Annotated in this window: 25 protein-coding genes and 2 pseudogenes; 9 read left to right on the top strand and 18 right to left on the bottom strand. The window is 60.5% G+C overall.

The genetic code is table 11. The features are described from left to right. Positions 1-231 precede the first annotated feature (231 nt). A complete protein-coding gene (locus AC07OG_RS26125) occupies positions 232-981 on the bottom strand; it encodes a hypothetical protein (RefSeq protein ID WP_060541589.1) in 750 nt (249 codons plus the stop codon). 101 nt (positions 982-1,082) lie between these two features. On the opposite strand from AC07OG_RS26125, the pseudogene AC07OG_RS26120 reads away from it, so the two are divergent. Further along, a pseudogene (locus AC07OG_RS26120) lies at positions 1,083-1,286 on the top strand (aldo/keto reductase); the annotation flags it as partial. Between the two features lie 29 nt (positions 1,287-1,315). Further along, a complete protein-coding gene (locus AC07OG_RS26115) occupies positions 1,316-1,786 on the top strand; it encodes a DUF1810 domain-containing protein (RefSeq protein ID WP_495068491.1) in 471 nt (156 codons plus the stop codon). On the opposite strand, the gene AC07OG_RS26110 is transcribed toward AC07OG_RS26115, so the two are convergent. Then, on the bottom strand, positions 1,751-4,111 hold the full coding sequence (locus AC07OG_RS26110; protein WP_495068490.1) for a DNA polymerase II: 2,361 nt from the start codon (positions 4,109-4,111) through the stop codon (positions 1,751-1,753). The two genes, AC07OG_RS26115 and AC07OG_RS26110, sit on opposite strands and share 36 nt — an antisense overlap. A gap of 369 nt (positions 4,112-4,480) precedes the next feature. Here AC07OG_RS26110 and AC07OG_RS26105 point away from each other — a divergent pair, with 369 nt between their 5' ends. Next, positions 4,481-4,921 (top strand): CBS domain-containing protein, encoded by a 441-nt coding sequence (locus AC07OG_RS26105; protein WP_007976812.1) that lies wholly within the window; start codon positions 4,481-4,483, stop codon positions 4,919-4,921. A 167-nt stretch (positions 4,922-5,088) separates the two neighbouring features. On the opposite strand, the gene AC07OG_RS26100 is transcribed toward AC07OG_RS26105, so the two are convergent. Continuing rightward, complete coding sequence (locus AC07OG_RS26100; RefSeq protein ID WP_060541585.1) at positions 5,089-5,712, bottom strand: glutathione S-transferase; 624 nt, start codon at positions 5,710-5,712, stop codon at positions 5,089-5,091. Between the two features lie 226 nt (positions 5,713-5,938). Here AC07OG_RS26100 and AC07OG_RS26095 point away from each other — a divergent pair. Next, positions 5,939-6,220 (top strand): annotated as a pseudogene (locus AC07OG_RS26095) (phage infection protein); the annotation flags it as partial. 302 nt (positions 6,221-6,522) lie between these two features. Here AC07OG_RS26095 and AC07OG_RS26090 read toward each other — a convergent pair. Then, positions 6,523-7,614 carry a DUF1615 domain-containing protein gene (locus tag AC07OG_RS26090; RefSeq protein ID WP_495068489.1) on the bottom strand — a complete coding sequence of 364 codons (1,092 nt, stop codon included), beginning with the start codon at positions 7,612-7,614 and terminating at the stop codon, positions 6,523-6,525. Positions 7,615-7,892: 278 nt separating this feature from the next. Here AC07OG_RS26090 and AC07OG_RS26085 point away from each other — a divergent pair, with 278 nt between their 5' ends. Continuing rightward, positions 7,893-10,103 carry a TonB-dependent receptor gene (locus AC07OG_RS26085; protein ID WP_495068488.1) on the top strand — a complete coding sequence of 737 codons (2,211 nt, stop codon included), beginning with the start codon at positions 7,893-7,895 and terminating at the stop codon, positions 10,101-10,103. A 157-nt stretch (positions 10,104-10,260) separates the two neighbouring features. Beyond that, positions 10,261-11,790: an FAD-dependent oxidoreductase gene (locus AC07OG_RS26080; RefSeq protein WP_495068487.1), complete on the top strand. Its 1,530-nt coding sequence runs from the start codon at positions 10,261-10,263 to the stop codon at positions 11,788-11,790. A gap of 29 nt (positions 11,791-11,819) precedes the next feature. Here AC07OG_RS26080 and AC07OG_RS26075 read toward each other — a convergent pair whose 3' ends face one another. Next, the gene (locus tag AC07OG_RS26075; protein WP_060541581.1) at positions 11,820-12,530 is read right to left on the bottom strand and encodes a glutathione S-transferase family protein; all 711 of its coding nucleotides are present in this window, start codon (positions 12,528-12,530) and stop codon (positions 11,820-11,822) included. A 347-nt stretch (positions 12,531-12,877) separates the two neighbouring features. Between AC07OG_RS26075 and AC07OG_RS26070 the strand changes: the two genes are divergently transcribed. Beyond that, positions 12,878-13,552, top strand: coding sequence for a histidine phosphatase family protein (locus AC07OG_RS26070; RefSeq protein ID WP_495068486.1), 675 nt, complete (start codon positions 12,878-12,880; stop codon positions 13,550-13,552). Between the two features lie 210 nt (positions 13,553-13,762). Here the strand turns inward: AC07OG_RS26070 and mnmH are convergent, their stop codons facing one another. The 5 genes from mnmH to AC07OG_RS26045 all read right to left on the bottom strand — a co-directional run bounded on the left by mnmH (position 13,763) and on the right by AC07OG_RS26045 (position 18,107). Further along, complete coding sequence (mnmH, locus tag AC07OG_RS26065) at positions 13,763-14,866, bottom strand: tRNA 2-selenouridine(34) synthase MnmH (protein ID WP_495068485.1); 1,104 nt, start codon at positions 14,864-14,866, stop codon at positions 13,763-13,765. Continuing rightward, positions 14,866-15,900 (bottom strand): selenide, water dikinase SelD, encoded by a 1,035-nt coding sequence (gene selD, locus AC07OG_RS26060; RefSeq protein ID WP_060541578.1) that lies wholly within the window; start codon positions 15,898-15,900, stop codon positions 14,866-14,868. Before selD ends, mnmH begins: the two co-directional genes overlap by 1 nt. 171 nt (positions 15,901-16,071) lie before the next feature. After that, positions 16,072-17,028, bottom strand: coding sequence for a quinone oxidoreductase family protein (locus AC07OG_RS26055; RefSeq protein WP_495068484.1), 957 nt, complete (start codon positions 17,026-17,028; stop codon positions 16,072-16,074). Between the two features lie 27 nt (positions 17,029-17,055). After that, positions 17,056-17,229: a DUF1427 family protein gene (locus AC07OG_RS26050; RefSeq protein ID WP_082457527.1), complete on the bottom strand. Its 174-nt coding sequence runs from the start codon at positions 17,227-17,229 to the stop codon at positions 17,056-17,058. A 98-nt stretch (positions 17,230-17,327) separates the two neighbouring features. After that, a complete protein-coding gene (locus AC07OG_RS26045) occupies positions 17,328-18,107 on the bottom strand; it encodes an AraC family transcriptional regulator (RefSeq protein WP_060541576.1) in 780 nt (259 codons plus the stop codon). 146 nt (positions 18,108-18,253) lie between these two features. Here AC07OG_RS26045 and AC07OG_RS26040 point away from each other — a divergent pair, with 146 nt between their 5' ends. Further along, positions 18,254-18,481, top strand: coding sequence for a DUF6555 family protein (locus AC07OG_RS26040; RefSeq protein ID WP_060541575.1), 228 nt, complete (start codon positions 18,254-18,256; stop codon positions 18,479-18,481). Positions 18,482-18,648: 167 nt separating this feature from the next. Here AC07OG_RS26040 and AC07OG_RS26035 read toward each other — a convergent pair whose 3' ends face one another. Genes AC07OG_RS26035 through AC07OG_RS26025 form a run of 3 tightly spaced genes read right to left on the bottom strand, consistent with a single transcriptional unit; the run spans position 18,649 to position 19,806 of the window. Next, positions 18,649-18,816 (bottom strand): metallothionein, encoded by a 168-nt coding sequence (locus AC07OG_RS26035; protein WP_495068483.1) that lies wholly within the window; start codon positions 18,814-18,816, stop codon positions 18,649-18,651. Between the two features lie 40 nt (positions 18,817-18,856). Continuing rightward, a complete protein-coding gene (locus AC07OG_RS26030; RefSeq protein ID WP_060541597.1) occupies positions 18,857-19,309 on the bottom strand; it encodes a DMT family transporter in 453 nt (150 codons plus the stop codon). Positions 19,310-19,311: 2 nt separating this feature from the next. Next, positions 19,312-19,806: a DMT family transporter gene (locus tag AC07OG_RS26025; RefSeq protein ID WP_060541573.1), complete on the bottom strand. Its 495-nt coding sequence runs from the start codon at positions 19,804-19,806 to the stop codon at positions 19,312-19,314. A gap of 203 nt (positions 19,807-20,009) precedes the next feature. Between AC07OG_RS26025 and AC07OG_RS26020 the strand changes: the two genes are divergently transcribed. Continuing rightward, entirely contained in the window at positions 20,010-20,945 is a 936-nt protein-coding gene (locus AC07OG_RS26020; protein ID WP_495068482.1) for a LysR family transcriptional regulator, read from the top strand. Positions 20,946-21,070: 125 nt separating this feature from the next. On the opposite strand, the gene AC07OG_RS26015 is transcribed toward AC07OG_RS26020, so the two are convergent. From AC07OG_RS26015 to AC07OG_RS25995, 5 genes are all read right to left on the bottom strand, one after another. Further along, positions 21,071-21,883 (bottom strand): transglutaminase family protein, encoded by an 813-nt coding sequence (locus AC07OG_RS26015; RefSeq protein WP_060541571.1) that lies wholly within the window; start codon positions 21,881-21,883, stop codon positions 21,071-21,073. Then, positions 21,880-22,830, bottom strand: coding sequence for an alpha-E domain-containing protein (locus AC07OG_RS26010; protein ID WP_060541570.1), 951 nt, complete (start codon positions 22,828-22,830; stop codon positions 21,880-21,882). Before AC07OG_RS26010 ends, AC07OG_RS26015 begins: the two co-directional genes overlap by 4 nt. A gap of 12 nt (positions 22,831-22,842) precedes the next feature. Further along, positions 22,843-24,252 carry a circularly permuted type 2 ATP-grasp protein gene (locus AC07OG_RS26005; protein WP_495068481.1) on the bottom strand — a complete coding sequence of 470 codons (1,410 nt, stop codon included), beginning with the start codon at positions 24,250-24,252 and terminating at the stop codon, positions 22,843-22,845. A gap of 288 nt (positions 24,253-24,540) precedes the next feature. Beyond that, entirely contained in the window at positions 24,541-24,882 is a 342-nt protein-coding gene (locus AC07OG_RS26000) for a ribonuclease E inhibitor RraB (protein ID WP_060541568.1), read from the bottom strand. Between the two features lie 210 nt (positions 24,883-25,092). Beyond that, a complete protein-coding gene (locus tag AC07OG_RS25995) occupies positions 25,093-25,326 on the bottom strand; it encodes a hypothetical protein (protein ID WP_060541567.1) in 234 nt (77 codons plus the stop codon). Positions 25,327-25,500 lie beyond the last annotated feature (174 nt).

The following is a 25,500-nucleotide window of genomic DNA, read 5'->3' as shown; positions in this document are numbered from 1 at the left end:
ATCGCGGCGGGCCCACGGAGCAGGACCGGAGCGAGGGCATGCCGAGCCTAGGCGAGGCACCGAACGTCAGGGGCAAGTGCCCTTGGTTACTTGGGGCTTTTCCAAGTGACTCGCTGTAAGAGCGAAACCATAAGTGGCCGTTACCGCAGGGATGGATATACACCTAATCCAAATATCCACCTGGAGCCCTCTAACCCAAAGTGAACAGCATTACGCTCCCACAGGGGATTTTCACTGGACCGGCAGGAAATTGAGGAACAACAGGCTCTGCGCGTAATTCAAGCCAATGCGCCGATAACGCTCGTCGAGCATCTGGGTCAGCAAGTCCAGGCGCGCGACGATCTTGCCGAACTCCACGGCAAAACTCAGGTTGCTGCCCTCCTCCGAGATTTCATTGGAGAACAGCAAGGGCTGGCCCTCCCTGTTTTGCCGCTGGCTCAGAATCCAGGTGGCTATCTCGATATTGCGCGCGGCGTTACTGACGAAGGTCGGGTTGATCGCGTCTGTCATGTAAAACTCAAGGCGATTGCCGTGGGCCGTGACCAGCATGCTGCCGATGGCATAGATGAAGGCCCCGACCCGGTCACCGAGAAACTCCGGGCTCATGGCAAAGCGCAGGGCCGCCAGGTCCTTTTTGCCACCCAGGGTGGGCAGCGGTTGCTCCTGCTCGATGGCCAGGCGCACTTGCTTGACTGCGGTGCGGACATCGAGGAAACCGGATTTTTTCAGCTCGTCGGGGTTGCGCAGGTAAAGCTTGCCCATGATCCGGTAGAGGCTGTCGAGATTGTCGCGCATCGCCAGGGTCGCCATGCGGTCGACGCTGGTTTGCAGAAACTCCTGGGGCTTGCCTTCGCGCATCTGAGTGAAGATATCGCTGCCCTGCTGCTGGCTGCAGCCGGCAAAAAGCAAGATCGCCAGGCCGGCCGGCAGCCAGCAATGCTTTCGCAACAGAGCGCTGATAACAGGTAAAGCTTGAGCCATGGGGTCTTGAACTTGGCATGGGCCAACGGTGGGGATCGCCGCAGGCTGCCCATGGATAGAGCCGCTCAATTCAAAAAAGTGCAGTGTCGGCAAGCATCAATCGATCATCGGTGACGCCGGCACCGATAGCGCTGGCCTGGATTGTGCGTCAGGATGGAGTGATCGCCATCCCCAAGGCGGTCAGCCCCGAACATGTACGACTCAACGCCCACGCGGCGGATTTTCAACTTGAGGCCGGGGATCTGGAGGCGCTGGACCAAGCTTTTCGTGCGCCACAACGCAAACAGCCGTCGGCCATGGTCTAAGCCAATACAGCCTGTCAGAGAGCTTCGTCATGAGAAGCACCGATCCGCTGGACACCTTTAACCTGCAACGCTTCATACAGGCGCAGGACCCGGTATTCGACCGGGTCCAGGCCGAGTTAGGTACCGGTCACAAGCGCAGTCACTGGATGTGGTTCATCTTCCCGCAGTTTGCCGGGCTGGGCGGCAGTGAGATGTCCCGGCACTTTGCCATTCACTCGCGGGAAGAAGCCCAGGCCTATCTGGATCATCCCTTGCTGGGTGCAAGGTTACGCACTTGCACTCAGGAAGTGCTTAACATCCAGCAGCGCTCGGTTGCAGCGATTTTCGGCCATCCGGATGACCTGAAATTTCACTCATCGATGACGCTGTTCGCCGAGGTAGCAGTCCGGGATAGTCCGTTCCACCAGGCTCTGGACCGCTATTTTCACGGCATTCTGGATGCCTGGACGTTGTCGTTGATGGACTTAAAACAGGCCCAGTTGCCCACCAATCAGGGTTGAGAAATCGTCGTCGACAAACGGCAGAATCGCGTCCGCCACCGGTTGCAGCTGCCGGGTGATGTAGTGGTCGTAATCGATGGGTGCGCTGCGAATTTCCAGCGGCTCGGGGCCCGCGACGGTGATCACGTAGCTGATCCATCCGCCGTTCTGGTATTGACGCGGGCGGCCCTGAAGATCGTTGTAGTCGTCGGCGATCCGCGCCGCGCGCACGTGGGGCGGCACGTTACGCTGATAGTCGTCCAGGGTACGGCGCAGGCGTTTGCGGTAGATCAGCCGGTCATCGAACTCCCCGACCAGCGTCTTGCGCACGTAGTCGCGCACGTAATCCTGATAGGGTTTGCGCTGGAAGATCCGCGAGTACAGCTCCTGCTGGAATTGCCGGGCCAGCAGCGACCAGTCGGTGCGCACGGTTTCCAGGCCCTTGTAGACCATTTCTTCGCTACCATCGGCGCGCGTCACCAGCCCGGCATAGCGCTTCTTGCTGCCCTCTTCCGCGCCGCGAATGGTTGGCATCAAAAAGCGTTTGTAGTGGGTTTCGAACTGCAATTCCAGGACGCTTTGCAGGCCGTACTCCTGCTGCACATGTTCGCGCCACCACTGATTGACGTGGTCCACCAGCGCATGACCGATCTGTGCGGCTTCCTGCTGACCGTGAGCGCGACGCAACCAGACAAACGTCGAGTCGGTGTCGCCATAGATCACCGCGTGGCCCTGGGCTTCGATCAACTGGCGGGTACGCAGCATGATCTCGTGACCACGCAAGGTGATGGACGACGCCAGCCGCGTATCGAAGAAGCGACAACCGCTGGAGCCGAGCACGCCGTAGAACGCGTTCATGATGATCTTCAGCGCTTGGGACAGCGGTGCGTTGTGCTCGCGCTTGGCGGTTTCCCGACCCTCGGCGACCCGCGCGACGATGGCCGGCAGACAATGTCGGGTGCGCGAAAACCGCGCCCCGCGAAACCCCGGGACCGACTCGCTGTCATCCGGAAGCCTGAGCCCTTCGATCAGCCCCACCGGGTCGATCAGGAAGGTGCGGATGATCGACGGATAGAGGCTTTTGTAGTCAAGCACCAGCACCGATTCGTATAACCCCGGTTGCGAGTCCATGACAAAACCACCGGGGCTGGCTTGCGGTGGTTTGCCGCCGAGGTTTGGCGCGACAAACCCCTGGCGATGCATCAACGGCATATACAGATGAGTGAACGCCGCCACCGAACCACCGCTGCGATCGGCCGGCAGACCGGTGACGCTGGCGCGTTCCAGCAGGAAGGTCAGCAACTGGGTCTTGGCGAAAATCCGTGTCACCAGTTCGCAGTCCTTGAGGTTGTACTTGGCCAGCGCCGGTTTGTCCTCGGCGAACATGCGGTTGATTTCGTCCATGCGCTGGTACGGCGTGGCGATCGACTTGCCCTCGCCGAGCAGGGTTTGGGCGACGTTTTCCAGGCTGAACGAGGGGAAGCTCCAGGTCGCCGAACGCAGGGACTCGATGCCGTCGATGATCAGCCTGCCTGCCGCCGAGGCGAAGTAATGATTGCCGCTGCCATGTTCGCGCCACTGCATTTCCTCGCCGCCACGCCCCAGTTTCAGGGGCACGGCCAGGCGTCTTGCGTGCTCATGCAGGATGCGCAGATCGAACTGCACGACGTTCCAGCCAATGATCGCGTCGGGGTCGAAACGGGCAAACCATTGGTTGAGCTTTTTCAGCAGCAAGGTACGGGAGTCGCAGTACTCAAGCTGGAAATCCACCTCGCTATCGTCACCATTGGGCGGACCGAGCATGTACACCTGACGCTCGCCGCAGCCTTCCAGGGCAATGGAGTACAACTCGCCCTGTGCCGTGGTCTCGATGTCCAGGGAGACCAGTTTGAGGTTCGGCCGATAGTCGGGGTCGGCTTTCATCTGGGCGTCGAGCAGCACGCCCTTGTCGTTCGGTGTACCGGTAAAAACCACGGGAGCGGTGATGAATCGCTCCATCATGTAGCGCTCCGGCGGCCGCACGTCGGCCTCGAACACCTCGACACCGGCCCTGCGCAGCGCAGTTTCCAGGCGCATCAACTGTCCATGCTGCTGGCAGTACAGGCCCAGGACGGGACGATGTTCGAAATCCTCCAGGGCCAGGGCTTTGAGTTCGACATTCTTCTCGCCCTGCAACAGCGCCTCGGCCTGCTGCCGTTGCTGGGCCGGGATGAACGCCACCGACGGTTGATGAGGCAGGCGGATGCACCGGGGACCGGCATCGGTCGCCAGCCAGAACTCGACTTCGGTGCCGGCCGGGGTATCGCGCCAATGCCGGGTCAGGACGAAGCCCTGCTGTAAATCCACCACTGCAACCTCAGATTTGATTCAGAGGGGGATTCTACCTGTCATGGACCGCAATAGCGCGCAGGTCGATCCCCTGTGGCGAGGGGGCTTGCCCCCGCTTGAGTGCGCAGCACTCACAAGATCTTTGGTGCTGGGACATTTTAGGGGGCTGCTTCGCAGCCCGACGGGGGCAAGCCCCCTCGCCACAGGCAAGCCCCCTCGCCACAGGCAAGCCCCCTCGCACAGGCAAGTCCCCCTCGCCAATGGGCGGTTTACTGCAGAAAAACCGCTGAATGCCGTTTTTTGCGTGTTATCTGCCGCTTTCGCCCTTGCCCTCAGCGCCTGTGTCTACGATTCTTCATGAACAACGACAACACCCGAGTAACCACCATGAAAACCGTCGCTCAATTGCTCAAGCTCAAAGATCAGAAGAATCAGGAAGTGCACCAGATCAAACCCGATCACATGGTGCTCGAAGCCCTGATGAAGATGGCCGAGAAAAACGTCGGTGCCTTGCTGGTGGTTGAAAATGACGAGGTGCTGGGCATCATCAGCGAGCGCGACTATGCGCGCAAACTGGTGCTGCATGGCCGCTCTTCGGTGGGCACGCCGGTGCGCGATATCATGGTATCGCCGGTGATCACCGTCGATACCCATCAAACCGTGGACACTTGCCTGGGCATCATGTCCGACAGACGCCTGCGTCACCTGCCGGTGGTGGAAGGTGGCAAGCTCATCGGTCTGCTGTCGATCGGCGACCTGGTAAAGGAAGCGATTGCCGAACAGGCCGAATTGATTCGCCAGCTGGAACAGTACATCCGCGGCGAATGACACGCCCCCTCTGTAATTGAATGGCCTCGCCCAAGCCGAGGCGTCTACGCATGGGTCAGCCACAGCCGTTATCTGATCGTTCCCCTGTGGCAGCTGGCTTGCCAGCGATGGCGATCTTGCACATGCCATCGCCGGCAAGCCGGGCTCCTACAGTGGTTTCATGCTGATCAAGCGGGCCAATGCCGGGCAAACACCGGCGCCAATACGGGATGGCGGTCGATTCGCTCAAGCCAGGCGAAAAAACCCGGCCGGGCACTGCGCAAATGCTCGCGGCTACCGGCCCACCGCGATATCACCGCCGCCAGCACATCCAGCGCCCCGGGTGTCTCGCCCCCCAGGTACAACTCGCCGGAAAACTGATCGGCAAACACGTCCCAACTCCAATGCAGGCGTTTGCGCGCACCGGCCATGAGGTTTTGCCTTGACGCTTCATCCGTCGTGGACAGCCAGCGCTCCGGGTAATCGATCACGCCAATGGCCGCATAGCAATTGCTGACGATGTAGGCCATGCCGCGGATGGCCTGGTCGCGTTCGGCGGGATCTTGCGGCAACAGCCCCGAAGCGGGAAATGTCAGCCCGAGGTGAATCAGGATCGCCGCACTCTCGGTCAGGACGCTGCCGTCGGGGAGCTGTAACGTCGGAATCTGCTTGAGCGGGTTGAGCTTCTCCAGCGCCTGTGCCGCCTGCACAGATGACTCGACATCGATAAAACGATAAGGGATTTCACACAGCTCCAGAGCTGCCTCTATCGCCGCGGCGCCGGAATTCTGATGGCCGTAGAGCTGATACATAAACCTCTCCTTGCAGACTGCGGTCGCGCCAATGCCGATCAGTGTAGAAGGCCCCATCGGCCCTGCCCTGGCCATCCGACGACCGCATCATCATCGCCAGGTGCGCCAAGGCATGGGTCCTATCATTGCTGTCGATGGTCACCATCAGCGCAATGAAGTTCTCATAAAAAATCCGCGGCGTAACATCTGCTCCATACCAACCCATAACACCCCGGAGCACACCATCATGAAACGCCAGGTCCTTCTCTGCATCGCTTTCTCGGTTTTTGCAGTTAACGCTTTCGCCGCTACCTCTGCTCAACCTGTGGTCGCTGAAGGCGGCTCGGATCGTCTGATTGAAAGCCGTGTGGCTGAAGGTGGTTCTGATCGCCTGATCGAGAATCGTGTGGCTGAAGGTGGTTCTGATCGCCTGATCGAGAATCGTGTGGCTGAAGGTGGTTCTGATCGACTGATCGAGAATCGTGTGGCTGAAGGTGGTTCTGATCGACTGATCCAGAACCGCACTGCCTGAATGTGGGGCTTCACTGCGGCACTCAAGGAAAACCCGGCTTTATCAGCCTGATGCTGTCCACTTATGCTGGGTACACACTTGTGGCGAGGGGGCTTGCCCCCGTTGGGCCGCGGAGCGGCCCCAAAACCTGCCACCGTGGTGTATCAGGTACACCGCGTGTAATGGTTTTACGGCTGATCCGCAGCCCAACGGGGCGGTGCGGCGGTCCGACAAGCCCCCTCGCCACAAGTGTGTACCCAGCTTAAGTGAGCAGCATCAGCCTCATCAGCCGGGTTTTTTACGTCTGCAACTAGCTAATGTCACTTCGCCCGCGCCATACAGCGCTGATAACGCTCATCGACCCGCTTGGCGAACCAGGCCGTGGTGAGTTTGCGGGTGATCTTCGGGCTTTTCAGCTCGATTCCCGGCAATACCGCCCGTGGCAGTGATCGACCTTCGGCCTTTTCGGCCAGCGCAAAGACCCGCTGATACAGCTTCGTGTTCTCGAACGCCAGACTATTGCCCTGCTCCAGTTGCGCGCGGATCGTCGGATTGCGCATGTCCAGTTGCTTGCCAAGACTGCGCACGGCCAACTCCGTGGTCCCGGGCATGATTGAACCATGGAGCACCAGATCGCCATCCAGTGCCAGGGTTTTGCCCGAAGCCCGGCTCACCGCACTCTGGAATGCGGCATTGCGGCTGGCGTACCAGCCGGCATTGAAATCGGCGAAACGATACAACGGCTGCTGGTAGCTCACCGGGTAACCGAGTAAATGGGCGATACCGAAATACATGCCACCGCGTCGGCTGAACACTTCCTGGCGGATCGAGCCGTTCACCGGATACGGATAACCCTTGGCTTGCTGTTCGGCGAAATCGATGCTGACCTGCATCGGCCCGCCGGTATGCACCGGGTTGAAACCGCCAAACAGCGTCTGCCCCATGGGCACCATGTTGATGAAATCATCGAAAATCCTGCTCAATTCCTTCTCACTGCGTGCCGCATTCAGGCGATCGCTATAGCTTTTGCCGCCGGGAGCCTTCAACTGCAACGCTGCGCTGACCAGCAGGCCAGGAACATGCGCCTTGGCCGCACGGCGGTCGATCTCGTCACGGGCGATCTTGCCCAGCCCCGGCACCGACGGGTCGACCTGAAAGGTCGACTCCTGCTCGGTTACGGCCAGCACCGAGCAGAGGTTTTGCGTGGTCGGCGAGATGTTCTGCGCAGCAAATGCCGCCTGAATGTCGGTGGCCCAGCCTTGGCGGTCGACCGTCTTGGCCGGCAGCAGGCGGACGATTTCGGCCTTCACTTCGGCCGGATTGCGCACAGCGGCCTCCTGGGTCCGTTGGCTGCCGCAGCCGGCCAGTACCAGTAATACGGCGACGCATGAAATAAATCGTTTGGCTTGCATGTCGTTCCATCAAATCCGTTGAGCCAGGTAAACCATACGACCAATGGTATGGCGCAGGCTATGACCGTGCCCAAAGTTTGCCGTTCATGCCGCTGAAATTGCCCAGCCACGGTTCCTCAGGTTTCTGCGCTGGCAGAAATTGCCCCTATACCTCGCAGAAAACGCATTTCGCGACATTATTGATAACGACTATCATTTGCGCGTGGAGTCGTATTTGCGCAAGGAGTCCCGCGCCGGCCCTTTATTTTTTCATCGGCGGCGCGCCGCCAGGACCATGCATGAAACCTTTCGCCCGACTCGGCTTTTTTTTTCGCCCGACGCTACTCACCCTGTTTTGCTCCCTCAACGTGACGGCTCACGCCGCACCTGCCGATACATCCCAGGCTGAAGGCCAACCGCTGGTGCTGGGCAACGTCAACATCGACGCCCAGGCTCCCACACCGTCACAATTACCCCCGGTGTACAGCGGCGGTCAGGTCGCACGCGGCGGCCAACTGGGTGTGCTGGGCAACCAGGACATCATGGACGTACCGTTCAGCATGACGTCCTACACCGAAGAATTGATCCGCGACCAGCAAGCCGAAACAGTCGGCGACGTGCTGCTCAACGATTCATCGGTGCGTCAGGCCTCCGGGTACTCCAACCAGGCCCAGAGCTTCATGATTCGCGGCCTGCCCCTCTACGGCGACGACATTTCCTTGAATGGCCTTTACGGCATCCTGCCGCGGCAGATCATTTCCACCGATGCCGTGGAGCGAGTGGAAGTCTTCAAGGGGCCAAACGCCTTCATCAACGGCGTCACCCCGACCGGCTCCGGTATCGGCGGCGGCGTCAACCTGCAACCCAAGCGCGCCGGTGACGTGCCGTTGCAGCGGTTCACCACGGACATCAGCGACGACGGGCGCATCGGCCAGCACCTGGATATCGGCCAGCGCTTTGGCGAGGACAACCGCTTCGGTGCACGTATCAACCTGTCACAACGCGAAGGCGACACTGCCATCGATGACGAGAACCAGCGCTCCAAGCTTTTCGCCCTCGGCCTTGATTACCGCGGCGACGCCCTGCGCCTCTCCGGCGACTTCATCTATTCCAAAGAACGGGTCAATGGCGGGCGCAGCTCGGTCAATATCGGCGACGCCACCGACATTCCGGATGCACCATCGGCCGACACCAACTATGCGCAGAAGTGGGGCTTCAGCGAGATCGAAGACACCTTGGGCATGCTGCGTGCCGAGTACGACCTGAACGACAGCTGGACCGCTTACGCCGCCGCGGGTGCCAAGCACACCCGAGAAGTCGGCAACTACGACTCCACCACCCTGGTGGGCAACGATGGCAGTTCGGTGACCAGCGGTTCTTACATTCCCCATGAAGAGGACAACACCAGCGCCATGGCGGGTCTCAATGGCACCTTCAACACTGGAGCCGTCAGCCACCGGCTCAATTTCGGCCTGGCCGGGATCTGGACCGAACAGCGCAACGCCTACGATTTCGACCAGAACGATTACCCGAACAACATCTACGACCCGATCGACGTTCCGGCGCCTGGGGGCGGTTACTCTGGCGGGGACCTGGGTGACCCGGGCATCACCGGTAAATCCTTCATGCGCAGCGTCGCAATGTCCGACACCCTGGGGTTTATCGATGATCGCCTGCTGATAACCCTTGGCGTACGCCGCCAACAGCTGGTTGTGCAAGGCTATGACTATGACACCGGAAGCCGTACTTCCAACTACGATGAGTCGATCACGACTCCGGTGTACGGCATCGTGTTCAAACCATGGGACCACGTGTCGTTCTACGCCAACCGTATCGAGGGTCTGACCAAGGGGCCGACAGCACCGACCACCTCCGGCTCGCGAGTCGTGGTCAACGGCAATGAAGTCTTTGCACCGTCGCGCACCAAGCAGGTCGAAGCCGGCGTAAAAGTCGACATGGGCACCTACGGCGCGACCCTGGGCGTGTACCGCATCGAACAGCCGGCCGATGGTTATACCCAGGTCATCGACGACAGCACCGCCGTGTTCGTACACGATGGCGAACAGATCAACAAAGGCGTTGAATTGAATGTCTTCGGCGAGCCGATTGACGGTCTGCGCCTGCTCAGCGGCGTAACCGTGATGGACACCGAACTTAAAAACACCCAGGACGGCCTCAACGACGGCAACCAGGCGGTTGGCGTTCCCAGCTTCCAGTTCAACGCTGGCGTGGATTGGGATGTGCCCGGCATGCAAGGCGTAGCGCTGAGCGGTCGGATGTTGCGCACCGGCGGCCAGTACGCCGACGCGGCAAACAACCTCAGCCTGCCGACCTGGAACCGCTTCGATGTCGGCGCCCGTTACGCCTTCAAGGTCCAGGAAAAAGACGTGACCGTACGCTTGGGTGTCGAGAACGTGGCCAACAAGGACTACTGGGAGTCGGCCCAGGGCGGCTACCTGACCCAGGGCGAACCACGCTCGGCGAAGCTGTCGGGCACTATCGACTTCTGAAAGTCCCCTGCGGGCAGATAATGCCGTTCACTTAAGCTGGGCAACACACTTTGTGGCGAGGGGGCTTGTCGGACCGCCGCACCGCCCCGTTGGGCAGGCGAACTGGCTCCCATGCGCGACTGGACCATACTGATGCACAAGCAAAGAGGACAGGCCCATGCAGCGTAGCGACGTGTTGATCATCGGCGCCGGCCCTACCGGGCTGGTCCTGGCGCTGTGGTTGAGCAAGCTGGGGGTTCGCGTGCGGATTCTCGACAAGACCTCCGCGCCCGGCACCACGTCCCGGGCGCTGGCCGTGCAGGCGCGGACACTGGAGTTGTACCGCCAGCTCGGCCTGGCCGAGGCCGTGGTGGAAAATGGCCATCGGGTGGCAGCCGCCAACTTCTGGGTCAAGGGCGAGCCGCTGGCACACCTGCCCCTGAGCCGCATCGGCGAGGGACTGACGCCATACGCATTCCTCGAAATTTTTCCCCAGGACGAACATGAACGGCTGCTGATCGAACGCCTGGAAACCTTCGGCATCACCGTGGAGCGCAATACCGAACTGCAGGGTTTCGAGCAAACCAATGACGGCGTCACGGCCACACTGCGCCTGCCTGATGGCCAGCAGGAAATCTGCCAGGCCTGCTACCTGGCCGGTTGCGATGGTGCCCGCTCGAGGGTGCGCAAGACCCTGGACACCGGGTTTCCCGGCGGTACCTACCAACAGATTTTCTACGTTGCCGATGTGCAGGGCAGCGGCCCGACGTTCAACGGCGAACTGCATGTGGATCTTGATGAGGCAGACTTCCTCGCCGTATTCCCGCTGGCGGGTGCGGGACGTGCCCGCTTGATCGGTACCGTTCGTGATGAGCGTGCCGAACACGCCGAGACCCTGCGTTTCGAAGATGTCAGCAGCCGCGCCATCGAACATATGAAAGTGCAGATCGAGCACTTGAACTGGTTCTCCACCTACCGGGTGCATCATCGGGTGGCGGATCACTTTCGCGGCGGCCGCGCGTTCCTGTTGGGCGATGCCGCCCATGTCCACAGTCCGGCGGGCGGCCAGGGCATGAATACCGGGATTGGCGATGCGATCAACCTGGCCTGGAAACTTGCGGCGGTATTGACTGGCGGTGCCGAAGCCAGACTGCTCGACACCTATGAAACCGAACGCATGGCGTTTGCCCGCAAACTGGTGGCGACCACGGACCGGGTGTTCACCTTCGTCACCGCTGAAGGCCCCGTCGCCGACCTGTTACGCACACGCCTGGCGCCCTTCGTGATTCCGAAAATGGCGTCGTTCGAAACCTCCCGCGAGTTTCTCTTTCGAACAGTGTCGCAAATCACCCTGAACTATCGCGCGATGCCCCTGAGCGCGGGCGTTGCCGGCCACGTTCATGGAGGCGACCGCCTGCCCTGGGCCCACGACGGCGAGGGGGATAATTACGAATCGCTGAAGTGCCTGACCTGGCAAGTGCACGTCTATGGCGACACCAGCGACGAGATGATCGCCTGGTGCAATGAACACCATCTGCCACTGCATGTGTTCGCCTGGCGGCCGGCATTTGAAGCGGCAGGACTTGGGCGCAACGGGTTTTACCTGTTGCGCCCGGATACCTATGTGGCGAGTGCCGAAACCTGCTCGGACCCCAAGGTGATCGAGCGGTATTTCAAACACCACGGCATTCGGCCGTTCATTGCCTGAGCAGAGTCCCCCTTGTGGGAGCGGCGGTGTCAGTTAGAGACGGGTTTGGGAATTTCCAGACCGCGTATCACTGCCGGCCGCGCCAGGAAACGCTGCAGCACCCGCGTGACGTTAGGGAAATCCTGGATACCCACCAGATCGCCAGCCTCATAGAAGCCGATCAGGTTACGCACCCAGGGAAAGGTTGCGATGTCGGCAATGGTGTAGCGCTCGCCCATGATCCAGTCGCGCCCTTCGAGGCGACCATCGAGGACTTTGAGCAGGCGTTTGCTTTCATCGACGTAGCGGTCGCGGGGGCGCTTGTCTTCGTAGTCCTTGCCGGCAAATTTGTTGAAAAAGCCGAGCTGGCCGAACATCGGGCCGATCCCGCCCATCTGGAACATCAGCCACTGAATGGTTTCATAACGCGCTGCCGACTCCTGGGCCAGCAGTTGCCCGCTCTTGTCGGCCAGATAGATCAGAATCGCCCCGGACTCGAACAATGCCAGCGGCTGATCGTCCGGGCCATGGGGATCGAGGATCGCCGGAATCTTGTTGTTGGGGTTCAGCGAGAGAAACTCGGGAGACATCTGGTCGTTGGTGTCGAAACCTACACGGTGAGGCTCGTAAGGCAGGCCGATCTCTTCGAGCATGATCGAAACCTTGACGCCGTTGGGGGTGGGCAACGAGTACAGCTGAATCCACTCCGGGTAGCGGGCTGGCCATTTGCTGGTGATGGGGAATGCGGACAGATCAGGCATGGGATGGATCCACGAAGACATTGAGATGGATGAGCATAATGTAGCTGCCTCATTCGCACGACCTTTTGGCGTTATCAACATTACTGATGAATAGAATCAAAAGATCGCCGCCTTCGGCAGTTCCTACTGGTGTACCTTGTCCATAATTTCGCAACATCCTGTCAATAACCTGTGCTAGAACCCATTGAAGGTTACCGGTAAATTGCGCGCTCGGCCGGGCATAGAACCAAATGGGTTTCATGGGCTCTAATTGACCGCTTCAACGACATGGAAAACACGCGACGCTGGAAGTTCGCCGTGTAAAGGTTTGTCAGCCTTAACAGAATTGCGCTGAAGACCGACATCCAATGATCAACTTTTTCAAATTCGCCAAGCGCTTCAAACATCGCGCTTACTTCTTTTTGCCTGCACTGCTGGTGACCACCGCGTTGTTTCTGGCGCTGGAGTCCAGCAAGACTCGCGCGCAACCGATGGATGGCACCCAGACCCTGGTATTCCTGCGCCACGGGGAGAAACCCGCTGGCGGCCTGGGCCAGCTCAATTGCCAGGGCCTGAACCGCGCCATCGACCTGGCTACCTTGCTGCCGGAAAAATTCGGCAAGGCCAATTACGTGTTCGCCGCGAACCCGACGCGCAATGTCGAGGAAGGCGAGCTGGACAATTCCTACAGCTACATTCGCCCACTGATGACCATCAGCCCCGCCGCCATCAAGCTCGGGTTGCCCGTGAACATCAACTTCTCGGCCAATGACACCAGCGACCTGGCCGATGAACTGCTGCACGACAAGTACCACAACTCGGTCATCTATACCGCCTGGTCCCACGGCTATCTGCCCGACCTGATCAACAAGGTCGCCGGTGAAGCCGTTGGCAAGGAAATGATAATCGCCGAGGACTGGGAGTCCAGCGACTACGACTCGCTATACGTGCTCACGCTGACCTGGCAGAACGGCAAGGCCAGCCTGCAAAGCCACATCTACAAGCAAGGCCTGGATAATGGCCAGGAAACCTGTCCGACCTGAGTCCTGCGGCGCATCTTTCGTCGGATCGCCGCCCGGAACAAGCTCGCTCCCACAGGGTCAGCGTGTGTGATCAAAACCCACGGTCACCCAATAAACCACTGTGGGAGCCTGCTCGCGATGAGGCCGGCACATCCAACATCGATGTCGTCCGACACGCCGCCATCGCGAGCAGGCTCGCTCCCACAAGGGATTGCGCCGGCAAGACCACCATCACTCCCGCCGACTGCCCCGCTCACGCAAGTATTCCAGAACCGCCCCGTGCTCCCCCGCGAACTCGATCCGCATGCCTTTCTTCTCGCGTTGAAACGCATACATCGGGTCGTAATACTCGCTCAGCAAACCTTCGATCCAGCCCCGATGCAGGTCCACCGAACCACTCCTGGCCTGCTCCGCCAGCGCGTCCTCCATCAACACCAGCATGCGCCGATGACGTTCACCGCCCAGGCGCTTCTGCACATTGTTCAGGCTTTCAAGCAAACGCTCTGAGAACAGCGCAAAACCTTCCTCGCCATGTACACCGATGAACTCGGCACTCAAGTCCACCACGTAATCGCGCAAGATCCGCTCGACCCGCCCTTGCAAGCTGTCTTCCAGCCAGACCATCGGAAACTGCTGCATGCCCTGATACAACGGCAGCGGCAACGCGCAACTGCCGACCGCGCGGCTTTCGTCTTCCAGCACGAATTGGCCAATGCCCTGGGCGCGCTTCTTCAGCACGTCTATCGCCAGACGGTTTTCGAAGTCGATATTGGAAGGTTGGCCGGTAGCCCGCTTGCCGAAACTGGAGCCGCGATGGTTGGCGTGCCCTTCAAGGTCCAGGCCGTTACGCAACTGCGTGAGCACCTCGGTTTTGCCGGTGCCGGTCATGCCGCCCAACAAGACGAAATCGCACTGGGTAATCGCTTGATCGAGGGTATCGAGCAGGAACGTACGCATCGCCTTGTAACCACCACCGACCCGCGGATAGTCGATGCCGGCCTCGTCCCTCAGCCATTGCTGAACGATCTGCGAGCGCAAGCCGCCACGAAAACAGTACAAAAGCCCATCGGCATGGGCGCGGGTAAAGTCTGCCCAAGCCTGGATGCGTTCAGCCTTGATCTGCCCGGACACCAACTGATGCCCCATGACGATTGCCGCTTGCTGGCCGTGCTGCTTGTAGCAGGTGCCGATGCGCTGCCGTTCGTGGTCGTTCATTAACGGCAGATTGACCACCCCAGGGAACGAACCTTTGAGAAACTCGATCGGCGCGCGGGCATCCATCATCGGCCGATCGTTGAGGAAAATGTCGCGGTAATCGGTGCAGTCGACAGACATCAGGACACCTCGACCGCGTTGCTCTGTCGCTCGACCAGTTCACCGATCGGCTCAAGCGCCAGGCCCAGTTCGGCGGCGACCGAGAGGAACTGCGCATTGCCTTGTGGCGTCACCGCAATCAGCAGCCCGCCGCTGGTCTGCGGATCGCACAGCACACGTTTGTGCAGTTCCTGCAGACGCCCCAGCTTACTGGCGTAGCTGTCGAAGTTGCGCAGCGTACCCCCCGGCACGCAACCCTGTTCCAGGTAATACTCGACCCCCGGCAGGCGCGGAACGCGGTCATAGTCGATGCGTGCGGTGAGCTGGCTGCCATCGGCCATTTCCACCAGGTGCCCGAGCAGGCCGAAACCGGTGACGTCAGTCATCGCGGTCACGCCGTCGAGCTTGCCGAAACGGCTGCCGGGTTTGTTCAGGGTGCACATCCAGTCGCGGGCCAGGCCGATATCGGCATGGCGCAACTTGCCCTTCTTTTCGGCGGTGGTGAGGATGCCAATACCCAGGGGTTTGGTGAGATAGAGCAGACAACCGGCAGTGGCGGTGTCATTGCGCTTCATGTGACGTTTTTCCACCAACCCGGTGACGGCCAGACCGAAGATCGGTTCCGGTGCGTCGATGGAGTGCCCACCGGCCAATGGAATCCCTGCCGCATCGCACACCGCACGCCCGCCACGAATCACCTCCCGGGCAACCTCCGGTGCCAGTACGTTCACCGGCCAGCCGAGAATGGCGATCGCCATCAGTGGATCACCGCCCATGGCGTAGATATCGCTGATGGCATTGGTGGCGGCAATGCGGCCGAAATCGAAGGGGTCGTCGACAATCGGCATGAAGAAATCAGTGGTCGAGACCACGCCGCGCTCTTCGTCGATGGCATACACCGCCGCATCATCACGCGAGGCGTTGCCGACCCACAGCCTCGGGTCCAGGTTCTGCGCCCCGCTGCCGGCCAGAATCACCTCCAGCACCTGGGGGGAAATCTTGCAGCCGCAACCGGCGCCATGGCTGTATTGGGTCAGGCGAATCGGCTCGCTCATGGAACACACCTCGTGAAGTCAGTGCCATGGATTCTACAGCAAGCCCATGCGGGGTATTACACCTAACCGGTGTGGGAGCGGGCTTGCTCGCGAAGGCGGTGACCCGATCGACATCTCGATTGGCTGACACACCGCTTTCGCGAGCAAGCCCGCTCCCGCACACAGATCGGGTCAGGGCAGCAGGATCACTTTGCCGCCCGAGCCCTGATTGACCTCGCCATAGCGCTCCAGCCCTTCGGCCAGTGGCGACTCGACCAACCCCTGGGGCAACGGCAGCAAGTCCTGATCAAAATACCGGCCGAACTGATCGAGCATCGCCGCGCAGGCTTGCACGCCATACAGCAAGGTGTTGACCCCCACCACCGAACCGCCCTTGCGGTACAGCGCTAGGGCCGGCAATTGCACATGGCCATCTACGGGCGCGGCAATGATCGCGATGCGGCCGAAGGTGGCCAACGCCGCCACCGAAGCCGGCAACCAGAAACCCGTGGTGTCGAAAATCACCTCGGCGCCGCCGGCATACACAGCATTGACTTGCGCGCCCAGGTCCTCGGGTTTATCCAGCTGGATAGTCGGGTACCCCTGCTCCTGCAAATCCTTGACCTGCTCCGGGCGCCGTGCCGCCGCCAGCACCTCGGCACCCCTTACCTTGGCCAGCGCCAGGGCTGCGCTGCCGACCGCACCACCGCCTATGACCAGCAAGCGGGTTCCGGTAGTTACCAGGCTGCGCTCCAGTGCATCCCACGCCGTGGTGTACGGCACGCCGATGCTCGCGGCCTGGGCAAAGCTCAGGTTGCCGGGCTTTTGGGCCACGCCGCCTGCCGGCAGCTTGACGAACTGCGCATGGGAACCGTCGGCGAAGAACCCCAACTCCCGACCGGTGCCCCACACCTCCTTGCCGATCAATGCGTCGGGACCCGCCACGACCACACCGGCAAAATCCCGACCGGGAATCCGTGGCAAGGTGGTGTAGGGAAAACGTCCCAGCACATTCTTCACATCGCTGGGGTTGAGTCCGGCGGCCTTGATCTCGACCAATACCTCATCGGCACCGGGAACAGGAGTAGCAACTTCTACATAGCGCAGGGCCGAGAGATCGCCGGTCCTGTCAAACTGCAGTGCTTTCATGGCATTTCCATTAAGTTGATGAAGGTCTCAGGAGATCCAGCCAGCGGCCAGCTGTCGGCCCATCGGCCAGAGCTTTTCGCCGGCAAGCATGCCGAGCAGGCCGACCAGCGCGATGGCCGGTGGTGCCGGGGAACGAAAATCCAGCGCGCCGTACAGCAACCCGACGCCCAGACCAATGGCCAGTGAGATGAGGTAGCTCATGGCAGACTCCTTGGGGCAATTGAAGTTGCGCTGAGTCTAAAGGGTGAGAACCGTGTGCATCGGCCAAGTGCTTCTGAATTTCGGCCAAAGCCGGGGGGTCACCCTTGGCGTTGCCCTGTGGAAAACTGCGAAGGCGCGACGCCCAGTTCACGGCGAAACATGTCGCTGAAGCTGCTAGGTGAATAGCCCAGCTCCCGGGCAATCCCGCTGACCGGCACACCCTGGATCAATTCGGCTACCGCTGTCGCCAGCTGCACCTGGCGCCGCCACTCGGCAAAGCCCATGCCCAAACCGTCCTTGAACAGCCGCGCCAGGGTGCGCACGCTGGCACCGGCATTTTCCGCGTGCTGTTCAAACGGTACGTCGAGGGACGGCGCGGCCATCACGGCCTGGCACAGGTTCATCAGTCTTCGATCGGAATCATCCGGCAGCGGGATTCTCAGCAGCGATCGCTTGGCCCGCTGCAGCTCCAGCAGGGTCAGGCCGACCAAGGCTTCGTAATACTCGGGCGCCCCGTCGCTCCCCTGCTCCACCAACCCGAGGATCAATTCACGCAGCAACCCGCCCACCTCGATCACCTGCACACTGCCATCCAGCGTCACCGCCAACGCCGGTCGCAGGTAGATGTTGCGCATTTGCAAATCGGACACCACGCGAATCCCGTGAGGCACCCCCGGCGGCAACCATACCGCCCGCTGCGGCGGCACCACCAACGCCTCGTGTGGCGTCTCGACCCACATCACCCCGCTCATCGCGTACAGTAACTGGCCCCAGACATGCTCATGGGGTTCGATGTACAAGCCGCGCGGATACGTCCGTGCCAGCGGTTGCACGGGCACATCGAAATCGCTCAGGTCTGGCGGCACGGCAAGGGCCATGGTCAATATTCATTGGAGGTGGGAGATGTCTCATGGTAACGGGACATAGAACTTGTCGCCAGCAACCGTAACCGCCCGCCAATTCGAATGAATTTTCCGCGCAGGCCGCGATCCTTCTATGTACCACAGGGAGGAACAAGGGCTTTATGAACAGCGCAAAACTTTTCGTCATCGAGTACACCCTTCATGGCGTCCCCAAGTCATTCATTATCCGTCTGGACAAAATGGATAATGCCGAGGCTTGGCACTGGGCGAGCTGTGATGCGGGGGTTGGCCGTATCCCTCGCTTTGGCCGTGAAAAGGTGCAAAAAACCAGCAAGCCGATGGCAGAGAAATTCGGCGTGGAGAACGTCAAGTGGCGGCCGGCGAACTGACGCCTGGCTTCGCATGATCGAGGGGGGGATTGAAGACCAGGACTGTGGTACTGCGCGTCGAAGGCCGGCGCTTGCAGGGCACGGTGCGCCGCCGCGATCGGCTGGACAATGACAGCTTGAGAATGGAAGTGGAGCCGAATCAGGCTCCACTTTTTCCTGCAAGGTTGCTATCCGCCATGGGCGCACTTGCAGCCTTTATGGGTGCATTCCTCGCCGTGCTCATGGTGCTTGGCGCAGGCTTCACAGCAATAATGCTTGCCGTGGCGGGCAATCGGATGCTCACCGAGTTTGCAGGAACATTTTGGACAATCGCAGACACTTTCGCTGTCGATCATGACTCTGACTCCTTCGGTATGTGTATGTGCAGGATTGATGTTACGCCTCTCGGGTGCTGCTGCGGTACATGAACAGCAGTGCCAGGGCCAGACACGCCATCGCCAGAATGCGGTTGCCCGACAACTCGATCGGCGGATTGCCCAGCCAGCCGAAATTATCGATCAGCATGCCCATTCCCAGTTGCCCGACAATCACCGCCACGGTCGCCACCGCCGTGCCCACCCGTGGCACCGCGCCGACCATCACCATCATGTAGACCACACCGAAAAACGCCCCGCCGAGCTGCCATTTCGGCACATCGAGCAAACTGACGGCGTGGGCCGGTTCGAAAAACAGGATCAGCAACCCGGTGGTCACAGTCCCGACCACAAAGGTCAGCAAACTGCTGCGCAACACGCCGACCGTTTCACCGAGCCGGCCATTGATCGCTGCCTGCACACTCAACACCGCACCGGCGGCAACCACCAAGGCCAACAGAATAATCAGATTCATCATCAACCCCGAGCAATCAAGACAAGTGCCGCGACAATCAACAGCAAGGCCAGCCAACGTTGCCCGTTGACCTTCTTGCGGGTGGCGCCGAACCAGCCGAAGTGGTCGATCAACACGCTTTTACCAACCTGCCCGGACAGAATCGCGATCATGGTCATCGCGATACCGATGTGCGGCGTGGCCAAGGTCAGCACGACCACGTACATCGGCCCGAGAAAGCCGCCGATCAATTGCCAGCGGGGCAGTTCGCTGAGGGCCGGGCCGCGTTGCGGGCCGCTGAACAGCAACAACAAGAACAGAATCGCCGAACCGACGCCGAAGATGCTTAAGGTCGCCCACAGATGGCCGACCTGCACACCCAGGGGCCCGAGCAAGCCGGCCTCCACGGATAGCCCCATGCCGGCGAGAATCACCAGAGGCAACAGCAGCAGGCGCAGCCCCGGCCGGGTGGCGGGCATCGTGTCGACGCCCGCGGGATCAATGGAAGAAGATTGCATGCACAGAACCCATGTAATCGCTCGAACTGTGGAAGCCGGCCTTCCGGCGATGGCGATTCCGGCAACGCCATCGCCGGCAGGCCGGCTCCCACAGGGTTGAGCGCTGGTTATTAGAGAGGTGTGCATTATCGTTTGGCGCCGCTGTGCGATAAATGGGAGCATGTCAACAACACTTTTGCGTAAAACGCACAGCGGGACTAATCATGCACGGCCTCAATGAACTGGGATTCAAGGCGCTCCGGCTGTTTGTCGCAGTGCTCGATCACGGCAGTTTTTCCGAAGTGGCCCGCCGCGAAGGCCTGGCGCCCTCTTCGATCTCCCGACAGATCCAGTTGATGGAGCAGGCCCTGAGCCAGCAACTGCTTTACCGACATACACGCGCCGTCACCCCCACCGAAGCCGGACGCATGCTCGGCCACCATGCACGACTGGTACTGGTTCAACTGGAAGAAGCCGAACAGGCCTTGCAGGAACAGCAAAGCGAACCCGGCGGGCTGGTGCGGATCAACGCGCCCGTGGTGTTCGGTCAACGGCACCTGACGCCGTGGCTGGGTCGCTTGTGCGAGCGCTACCCGAAACTGCAACTGGATATCCAGCAGACCGACCATTATGTCGACCCCTTGCAGGAAGGCGCCGACCTGTTGTTTCGCATCGGCCCGTTGCCCGATTCGAGCATGCAGGCGCGGATTCTGGCACCCCATCGCTTTCAGGTGGCGGCGAGCCCGGCTTATCTTGCGCGATACGGGATACCGCAACACCCCGCCGATCTCGTGGCTCATCAATGCCTGGCCTACAAGGGCGCGGCCGGCCAGCAGCGCTGGTTCTTCCGTCAAGGTCAGCAGGCCTGGACACCCTATTCGGTGACGGGGCCTATAACCGGCAACCATGCCGACACCCTGACCCAGGCCGCCGAACAGGGCCTGGGGCTGGTGATGTTTCCGTCATGGCTGATCGGCGACGCCGTGCGAAACGGCTCGCTGGTGCCGGTGCTGGGGGATTATCAGGTATCCAACAGCCTCGAACCGCAGCAGATCGCCGTGCTCTGGCCGGGCAGCCGACGGTTGTCGGTGAAGGTCAGAACGGTCATCGATTTTTTCGTCGAATGTTTTGGCGAAGTGCCCTATTGGGACAGACCGTAGCACCTGTGGGAGCGGGCTTGCTCGCGAAAGCGGTGTATCAGCCAACAAAGATGCCGACTGGATCACCGCTTTCGCGAGCAAGCCCGCTCCCACAGGTCCTTGGTGTCGCGGATGTCGTTGTGCGCTTACTGCTGTTGCACCGAAACAACCGGTGCCACCGGCGTCGGCGAAACCAGTACCTTGGCATGCATCTGCTCGCTTCCGCCGCCCCGGCGCATGCCGCGCACCGGGCAGGCATCCAGGTAATCCAGGCCCACCGCCAGTTTCAGGTGCCGTTCCGGACGCGCCAGTTCATTGGTCACGTCGAAGCTGTACCAGGCGTCATCCAGCCAGGCTTCGGCCCAGGCATGACTGGCCAGGTGCTCGCTGCTTTCACTGTACAGATACCCCGACACATAACGCGCCGGGATGCCCAGGCTGCGGGTGCAGGCGAGGAACGCGTGGGTGTGGTCCTGGCACACGCCGCTACGGCCGGCAAAAGCCTGGGCGGCGCTGGTGTCGACTTCAGTGGAGCCGGGTGTATAGGTCATGTACTGATTCAGGCCATGCATCAAGTCGATCAGCGCCGTGCGATCTCGGCGTTGCTTGCATTGTTTTTGCGCGAAAGCGCGCAGGGCCTGGTCGGCTTCTGTCAGCCGGGTGAAACGCAAAAACGGCAATGCCGACTGGCTTTCGTGCTCGGCCTCCCGCAGCTCATCAATGTCCACCTGGCCCCGGGCGCCAATGATGATGGCCTCATGGGGTTCGTCCATGGTCAGTACATGCAGGATGTTGCCGAACGGATCGAGTTGCGCGCGCACCGGGCGCGGCAGGTCGAGCTGCCAACTGAGCACGTGCTGGCGCTCGCTGTCGTGAGGGGTCAGTCGCAGGTACTGGATGCTCGCCCGCACCTTGTCTTCGTATTGATAGGTGGTCTCGTGGCTAATGGAAAGTCTCATGCCGCCTCCAGGTAAGAACTGTGTATGGCATTGCCCAACTGGCGCACCAGCGGGATGAACTCGGTCAGCCAGGCGTGCAGGCCTTCTTCGAGAATTTCGTGGATGCCGGTGTAGCGCAGGCGCGCGTCGATCTCCGCGGCCAGGCGTTGCGCCGGACGGCCGTTGGCTCCAGGCAGCTGGGCGAGGATCTGGTCGATTTCTTCGGTGCAGGCGCGCAACGAACGCGGCACGTCGGCCCGCAGCAACAGCAACTCGGCAACCTGTCGGGCGCCGGGAGCGTCGCGGTAGATTTCGGTGTAGGCCTCGAACGACGACAACGCCCGCAACAAGGCACTCCACTGGTAATAGGCATGGGCGGTGCCGTCGCTGACCGCTTCAGCCTGATCGCCGGCCATTTCGTAGCGGGCATCGAGCAGGCGCAAGGTGTTGTCGGCCCGTTCGATAAATGTACCCAGACGAATGAAGCGGAATGCGTCATTACGCATGATGGTGCCGTAGGACGCGCCCCGGAACAGGTGGGAACGTTCCTTGATCCACTCGCAGAAACGGCTCATGCCGTAGCGACTCAAGCCTTGCTCGGCAATCCCGCGAATCTCCAGCCAGGTGGCGTTGATGTTCTCCCACATGTCGGCGGTGATGCGCCCGCGCACCGCATGGGCACTGGCCCGCGCTGCGCCGAGGCAGCTGTAAATGCTCGCCGGGTTGGCCGCATCAAGGGCGAAGAAATGCAGCAGCCGCTCTGCGTGCAAATCACCGTGCCGCTCGATGTAATCGTCCAGGGTGCCGGTAATCAACAGCGGCATGGCCAGTTCGTGCAGCCCGTCGCCACGGCCATCCTGTGGCATCAGCGACAGCGAATAACTGATGTCGAGCATCCGTGCGAGGTTTTCCGCCCGCTCCAGGTAACGTGACATCCAATACAGATCCGAGGCAGTTCTACTTAACATGACAGGCTTCCTTCAATCCTCGACCACCCAGGTGTCCTTGGTTCCGCCGCCCTGGGAGGAGTTCACCACCAGGGAACCTTCGCGCAGGGCGACACGGGTCAGGCCGCCGGGTACGACCCGGGTTTCGCGGCCGGACAAGACGAACGGACGCAGGTCGATGTGGCGCGGCGCAATGCCGTTTTCGACAAAGGTCGGACAGGTCGACAGCGACAGCGTCGGTTGCGCGATATAGGCATGGGGCTTGGCGATGATGCGCGCGCGGAAGGCTTCGATTTCCGCCGCCGTCGCCGCCGGCCCCACCAGCATTCCGTAACCACCGGAGCCCTGGGTTTCCTTGACCACCAGTTCCGGCAGATTGGCCAGCACATGGGACAGTTCAGAAGGATTGCGACACTGCCAGGTCGGCACGTTCTTCAGGATCGGTTCTTCATCCAGGTAAAAACGGATCATGTCGGTAACGAATGGATACACCGACTTGTCGTCCGCCACACCGGTGCCGATGGCATTCGCCAATACGACATTGCCGGATCGGTAAGACGACAGCAGCCCCGGCACACCGAGCATCGAGTCCGGATTGAACGCCAGCGGATCAAGGAACGCATCGTCGAGGCGGCGGTAAATCACATCGACGGCTTTCGGCCCGTCGGTGGTGCGCATGAACACTTTGTCGTCACGCACGAACAGATCCGCGCCCTCCACCAGCTCCACGCCCATTTCCCGGGCCAGGAACGCATGCTCGAAGAACGCACTGTTAAAGCGCCCGGGAGTCAGCACCACCACGCTCGGGTTGTCGATCGGGCTGGAACTTTTCAGGGTGTCGAGCAACAGGTTCGGATAGTGGTCGATGGGCGCGATGCGTTGCGCGGCGAACAGCTCGGGGAACAGGCGCATCATCATCTTGCGGTCTTCGAGCATGTAGCTGACGCCACTCGGTGTACGCAGATTGTCTTCGAGCACGTAATACGTGCCGTCGCCATCGCGCACCAGATCGACGCCGGAGATGTGCGAATAGATATCGCGGTGCAGATCCAGCCCTTGCATTGCCAACTGGTATTGCTCGTTGGCCAGCACCTGCTCGGCCGGAATGATGCCGGCCTTGATGATGCGCTGCTCGTGGTAGAGGTCGGCGAGGAACATGTTCAGCGCCTTGACCCGCTGGATGCAGCCGCGCTCGACGATACGCCATTCGCTGGCAGGGATGCTGCGGGGGATGGTATCGAAGGGTATTAGGCGCTCGGTGCCCTGCTCATCCCCGTAGAGCGTGAAGGTTATCCCGGCGCGATGAAACAGCAGATCGGCCTCGCGTCGCCGTTGGGCCAGTAGCTCGTCAGGCGTCTCGGCAAGCCAACGGGCAAACTCCCGATAGTGCGGGCGGACCTGGCCGCCGGCATCGTACATTTCATCAAAATAAGTGCGGTTCATGCCGTACTCCTTGTCACCCGGACATCCAGACCTTCGCAAGGCCCGTGCCATCGGCAGAATCGCTTTGATTTCAATCGGTTGGATAATCAACGCGAAAGCACCGCACCATTGCTGTGCGGCAAACGCCCCAACCCCATTGGCTGCGCTCCAATGCAAGGCACTGTAGTCGCCTGTTTCCAGCATAGTCAGAGTTGATCGCCCTGCCCAAGGCTGCGATCTTTTGCTCATAAACGAAAACGGCCAACCCAAAAGGTCAGCCGTTACTGATGCCTGCTACTGTTCATAAGCTTATGCGAGTCGCCCTCGTACCTCCTGTTTCACTCCCCAGCCTTCGATGATGCCGCCCAGTGGCTCGACCACGGCTTCGAACCCCTGCTCGAAATCGCCGATGTCGTCGTAGGTGGCATACATGACTTTGCTCAACTCCAGCGCCCAGGCGCCGTCATCACGCACACTGATCTGTGCATTCAGCGATTCACCACGGTAATGCCCTGCCGCCCTGCGTGCCCGCTCCTCGTCCGGGAAAATGGCGTAGAACTCGATGGGATGGAACCGGGAAAAGTCAAAACCGCCTTCTTTCATGCGGCGCAGCACGCTGCTGCTGATGTCTTCTTGATAGGCTGTGCTCATGAAACGTCCTCCTCAAATGATGGATAGACTTTCCGTACTCCCTGCGCCCGCAACCGAACGGTGCGAGCGACGGCAACCGATGTGCCGGCGGGAAACAAGCATGGAGCTACAAGACCAGACCTTAGCGATTCATTCGCTGATCTCGCTTGCAGAGTAGCCTCAAGTTAGAGCGTCTGCCAAGGTCTGGGCGTGAATGTCGCAAGAGTTGAATCAGACGGGAGTGATTCCGAGGATTTGAATGCTGTTCTGGGACTTGAGGCTTTTGACGCTGGCGTCAGCGGTTCGCCCTTCCAGATCGTTCAGATCCAGTTCGGCGGCAACAGGAAGGAGCCGGGCCTTGATGAGTTTGGCAGCGAGCTCATTATCCGGGCACTCGTCGCACTCAAAGACTTCGTCGACAGTTTCACCGTGATCATCCACGAAAGTGATTTTCCACTTTTGCATCGCAGCCTCCTAGATAAAACCCATGGGTGGGCTTACATGAATCTCGACCTTGATAGGTGGCTAAACGTTCCGCTGGATCAATTGAACTGAGGATAAAACCAATGTGGGAGCGGGCTTGCTCGCGAAGGCGGTGTGTCAATCGACCTATCTATCGACTGACGCACCGCCTTCGCG

The sequence above is a fragment of the Pseudomonas sp. GW821-FHT09H03 genome (assembly GCF_059415945.1).
The sequence above is the reverse complement of the archived record's forward strand: the minus strand, read 5'-3'. Positions and strand labels throughout refer to the sequence as shown.

Excerpts from the sequence above, each read along its gene's own strand:
- AC07OG_RS26020 (WP_495068482.1), top strand. The coding sequence starts at position 20,010 with ATGCACGGCCTCAATGAACTGGGATTCAAGGCGCTCCGGCTGTTTGTC.
- AC07OG_RS26010 (WP_060541570.1), bottom strand. The coding sequence starts at position 22,830 with ATGTTAAGTAGAACTGCCTCGGATCTGTATTGGATGTCACGTTACCTG.
- selD (WP_060541578.1), bottom strand. The coding sequence starts at position 15,900 with ATGAGCGAGCCGATTCGCCTGACCCAATACAGCCATGGCGCCGGTTGC.
- AC07OG_RS26005 (WP_495068481.1), bottom strand. The coding sequence starts at position 24,252 with ATGAACCGCACTTATTTTGATGAAATGTACGATGCCGGCGGCCAGGTC.
- AC07OG_RS26055 (WP_495068484.1), bottom strand. The coding sequence starts at position 17,028 with ATGAAAGCACTGCAGTTTGACAGGACCGGCGATCTCTCGGCCCTGCGC.
- AC07OG_RS26075 (WP_060541581.1), bottom strand. The coding sequence starts at position 12,530 with ATGCCTGATCTGTCCGCATTCCCCATCACCAGCAAATGGCCAGCCCGC.
- AC07OG_RS26100 (WP_060541585.1), bottom strand. The coding sequence starts at position 5,712 with ATGTATCAGCTCTACGGCCATCAGAATTCCGGCGCCGCGGCGATAGAG.
- AC07OG_RS25995 (WP_060541567.1), bottom strand. The coding sequence starts at position 25,326 with ATGCAAAAGTGGAAAATCACTTTCGTGGATGATCACGGTGAAACTGTC.
- AC07OG_RS26080 (WP_495068487.1), top strand. The coding sequence starts at position 10,261 with ATGCAGCGTAGCGACGTGTTGATCATCGGCGCCGGCCCTACCGGGCTG.
- AC07OG_RS26000 (WP_060541568.1), bottom strand. The coding sequence starts at position 24,882 with ATGAGCACAGCCTATCAAGAAGACATCAGCAGCAGCGTGCTGCGCCGC.
- AC07OG_RS26035 (WP_495068483.1), bottom strand. The coding sequence starts at position 18,816 with ATGATCGACAGCGAAAGTGTCTGCGATTGTCCAAAATGTTCCTGCAAA.
- AC07OG_RS26105 (WP_007976812.1), top strand. The coding sequence starts at position 4,481 with ATGAAAACCGTCGCTCAATTGCTCAAGCTCAAAGATCAGAAGAATCAG.
- AC07OG_RS26125 (WP_060541589.1), bottom strand. The coding sequence starts at position 981 with ATGGCTCAAGCTTTACCTGTTATCAGCGCTCTGTTGCGAAAGCATTGC.
- AC07OG_RS26115 (WP_495068491.1), top strand. The coding sequence starts at position 1,316 with ATGAGAAGCACCGATCCGCTGGACACCTTTAACCTGCAACGCTTCATA.
- AC07OG_RS26050 (WP_082457527.1), bottom strand. The coding sequence starts at position 17,229 with ATGAGCTACCTCATCTCACTGGCCATTGGTCTGGGCGTCGGGTTGCTG.
- AC07OG_RS26015 (WP_060541571.1), bottom strand. The coding sequence starts at position 21,883 with ATGAGACTTTCCATTAGCCACGAGACCACCTATCAATACGAAGACAAG.
- AC07OG_RS26040 (WP_060541575.1), top strand. The coding sequence starts at position 18,254 with ATGAACAGCGCAAAACTTTTCGTCATCGAGTACACCCTTCATGGCGTC.
- AC07OG_RS26030 (WP_060541597.1), bottom strand. The coding sequence starts at position 19,309 with ATGAATCTGATTATTCTGTTGGCCTTGGTGGTTGCCGCCGGTGCGGTG.
- AC07OG_RS26045 (WP_060541576.1), bottom strand. The coding sequence starts at position 18,107 with ATGGCCCTTGCCGTGCCGCCAGACCTGAGCGATTTCGATGTGCCCGTG.
- AC07OG_RS26090 (WP_495068489.1), bottom strand. The coding sequence starts at position 7,614 with ATGCAAGCCAAACGATTTATTTCATGCGTCGCCGTATTACTGGTACTG.
- AC07OG_RS26085 (WP_495068488.1), top strand. The coding sequence starts at position 7,893 with ATGAAACCTTTCGCCCGACTCGGCTTTTTTTTTCGCCCGACGCTACTC.
- mnmH (WP_495068485.1), bottom strand. The coding sequence starts at position 14,866 with ATGTCTGTCGACTGCACCGATTACCGCGACATTTTCCTCAACGATCGG.
- AC07OG_RS26070 (WP_495068486.1), top strand. The coding sequence starts at position 12,878 with ATGATCAACTTTTTCAAATTCGCCAAGCGCTTCAAACATCGCGCTTAC.
- AC07OG_RS26025 (WP_060541573.1), bottom strand. The coding sequence starts at position 19,806 with ATGCAATCTTCTTCCATTGATCCCGCGGGCGTCGACACGATGCCCGCC.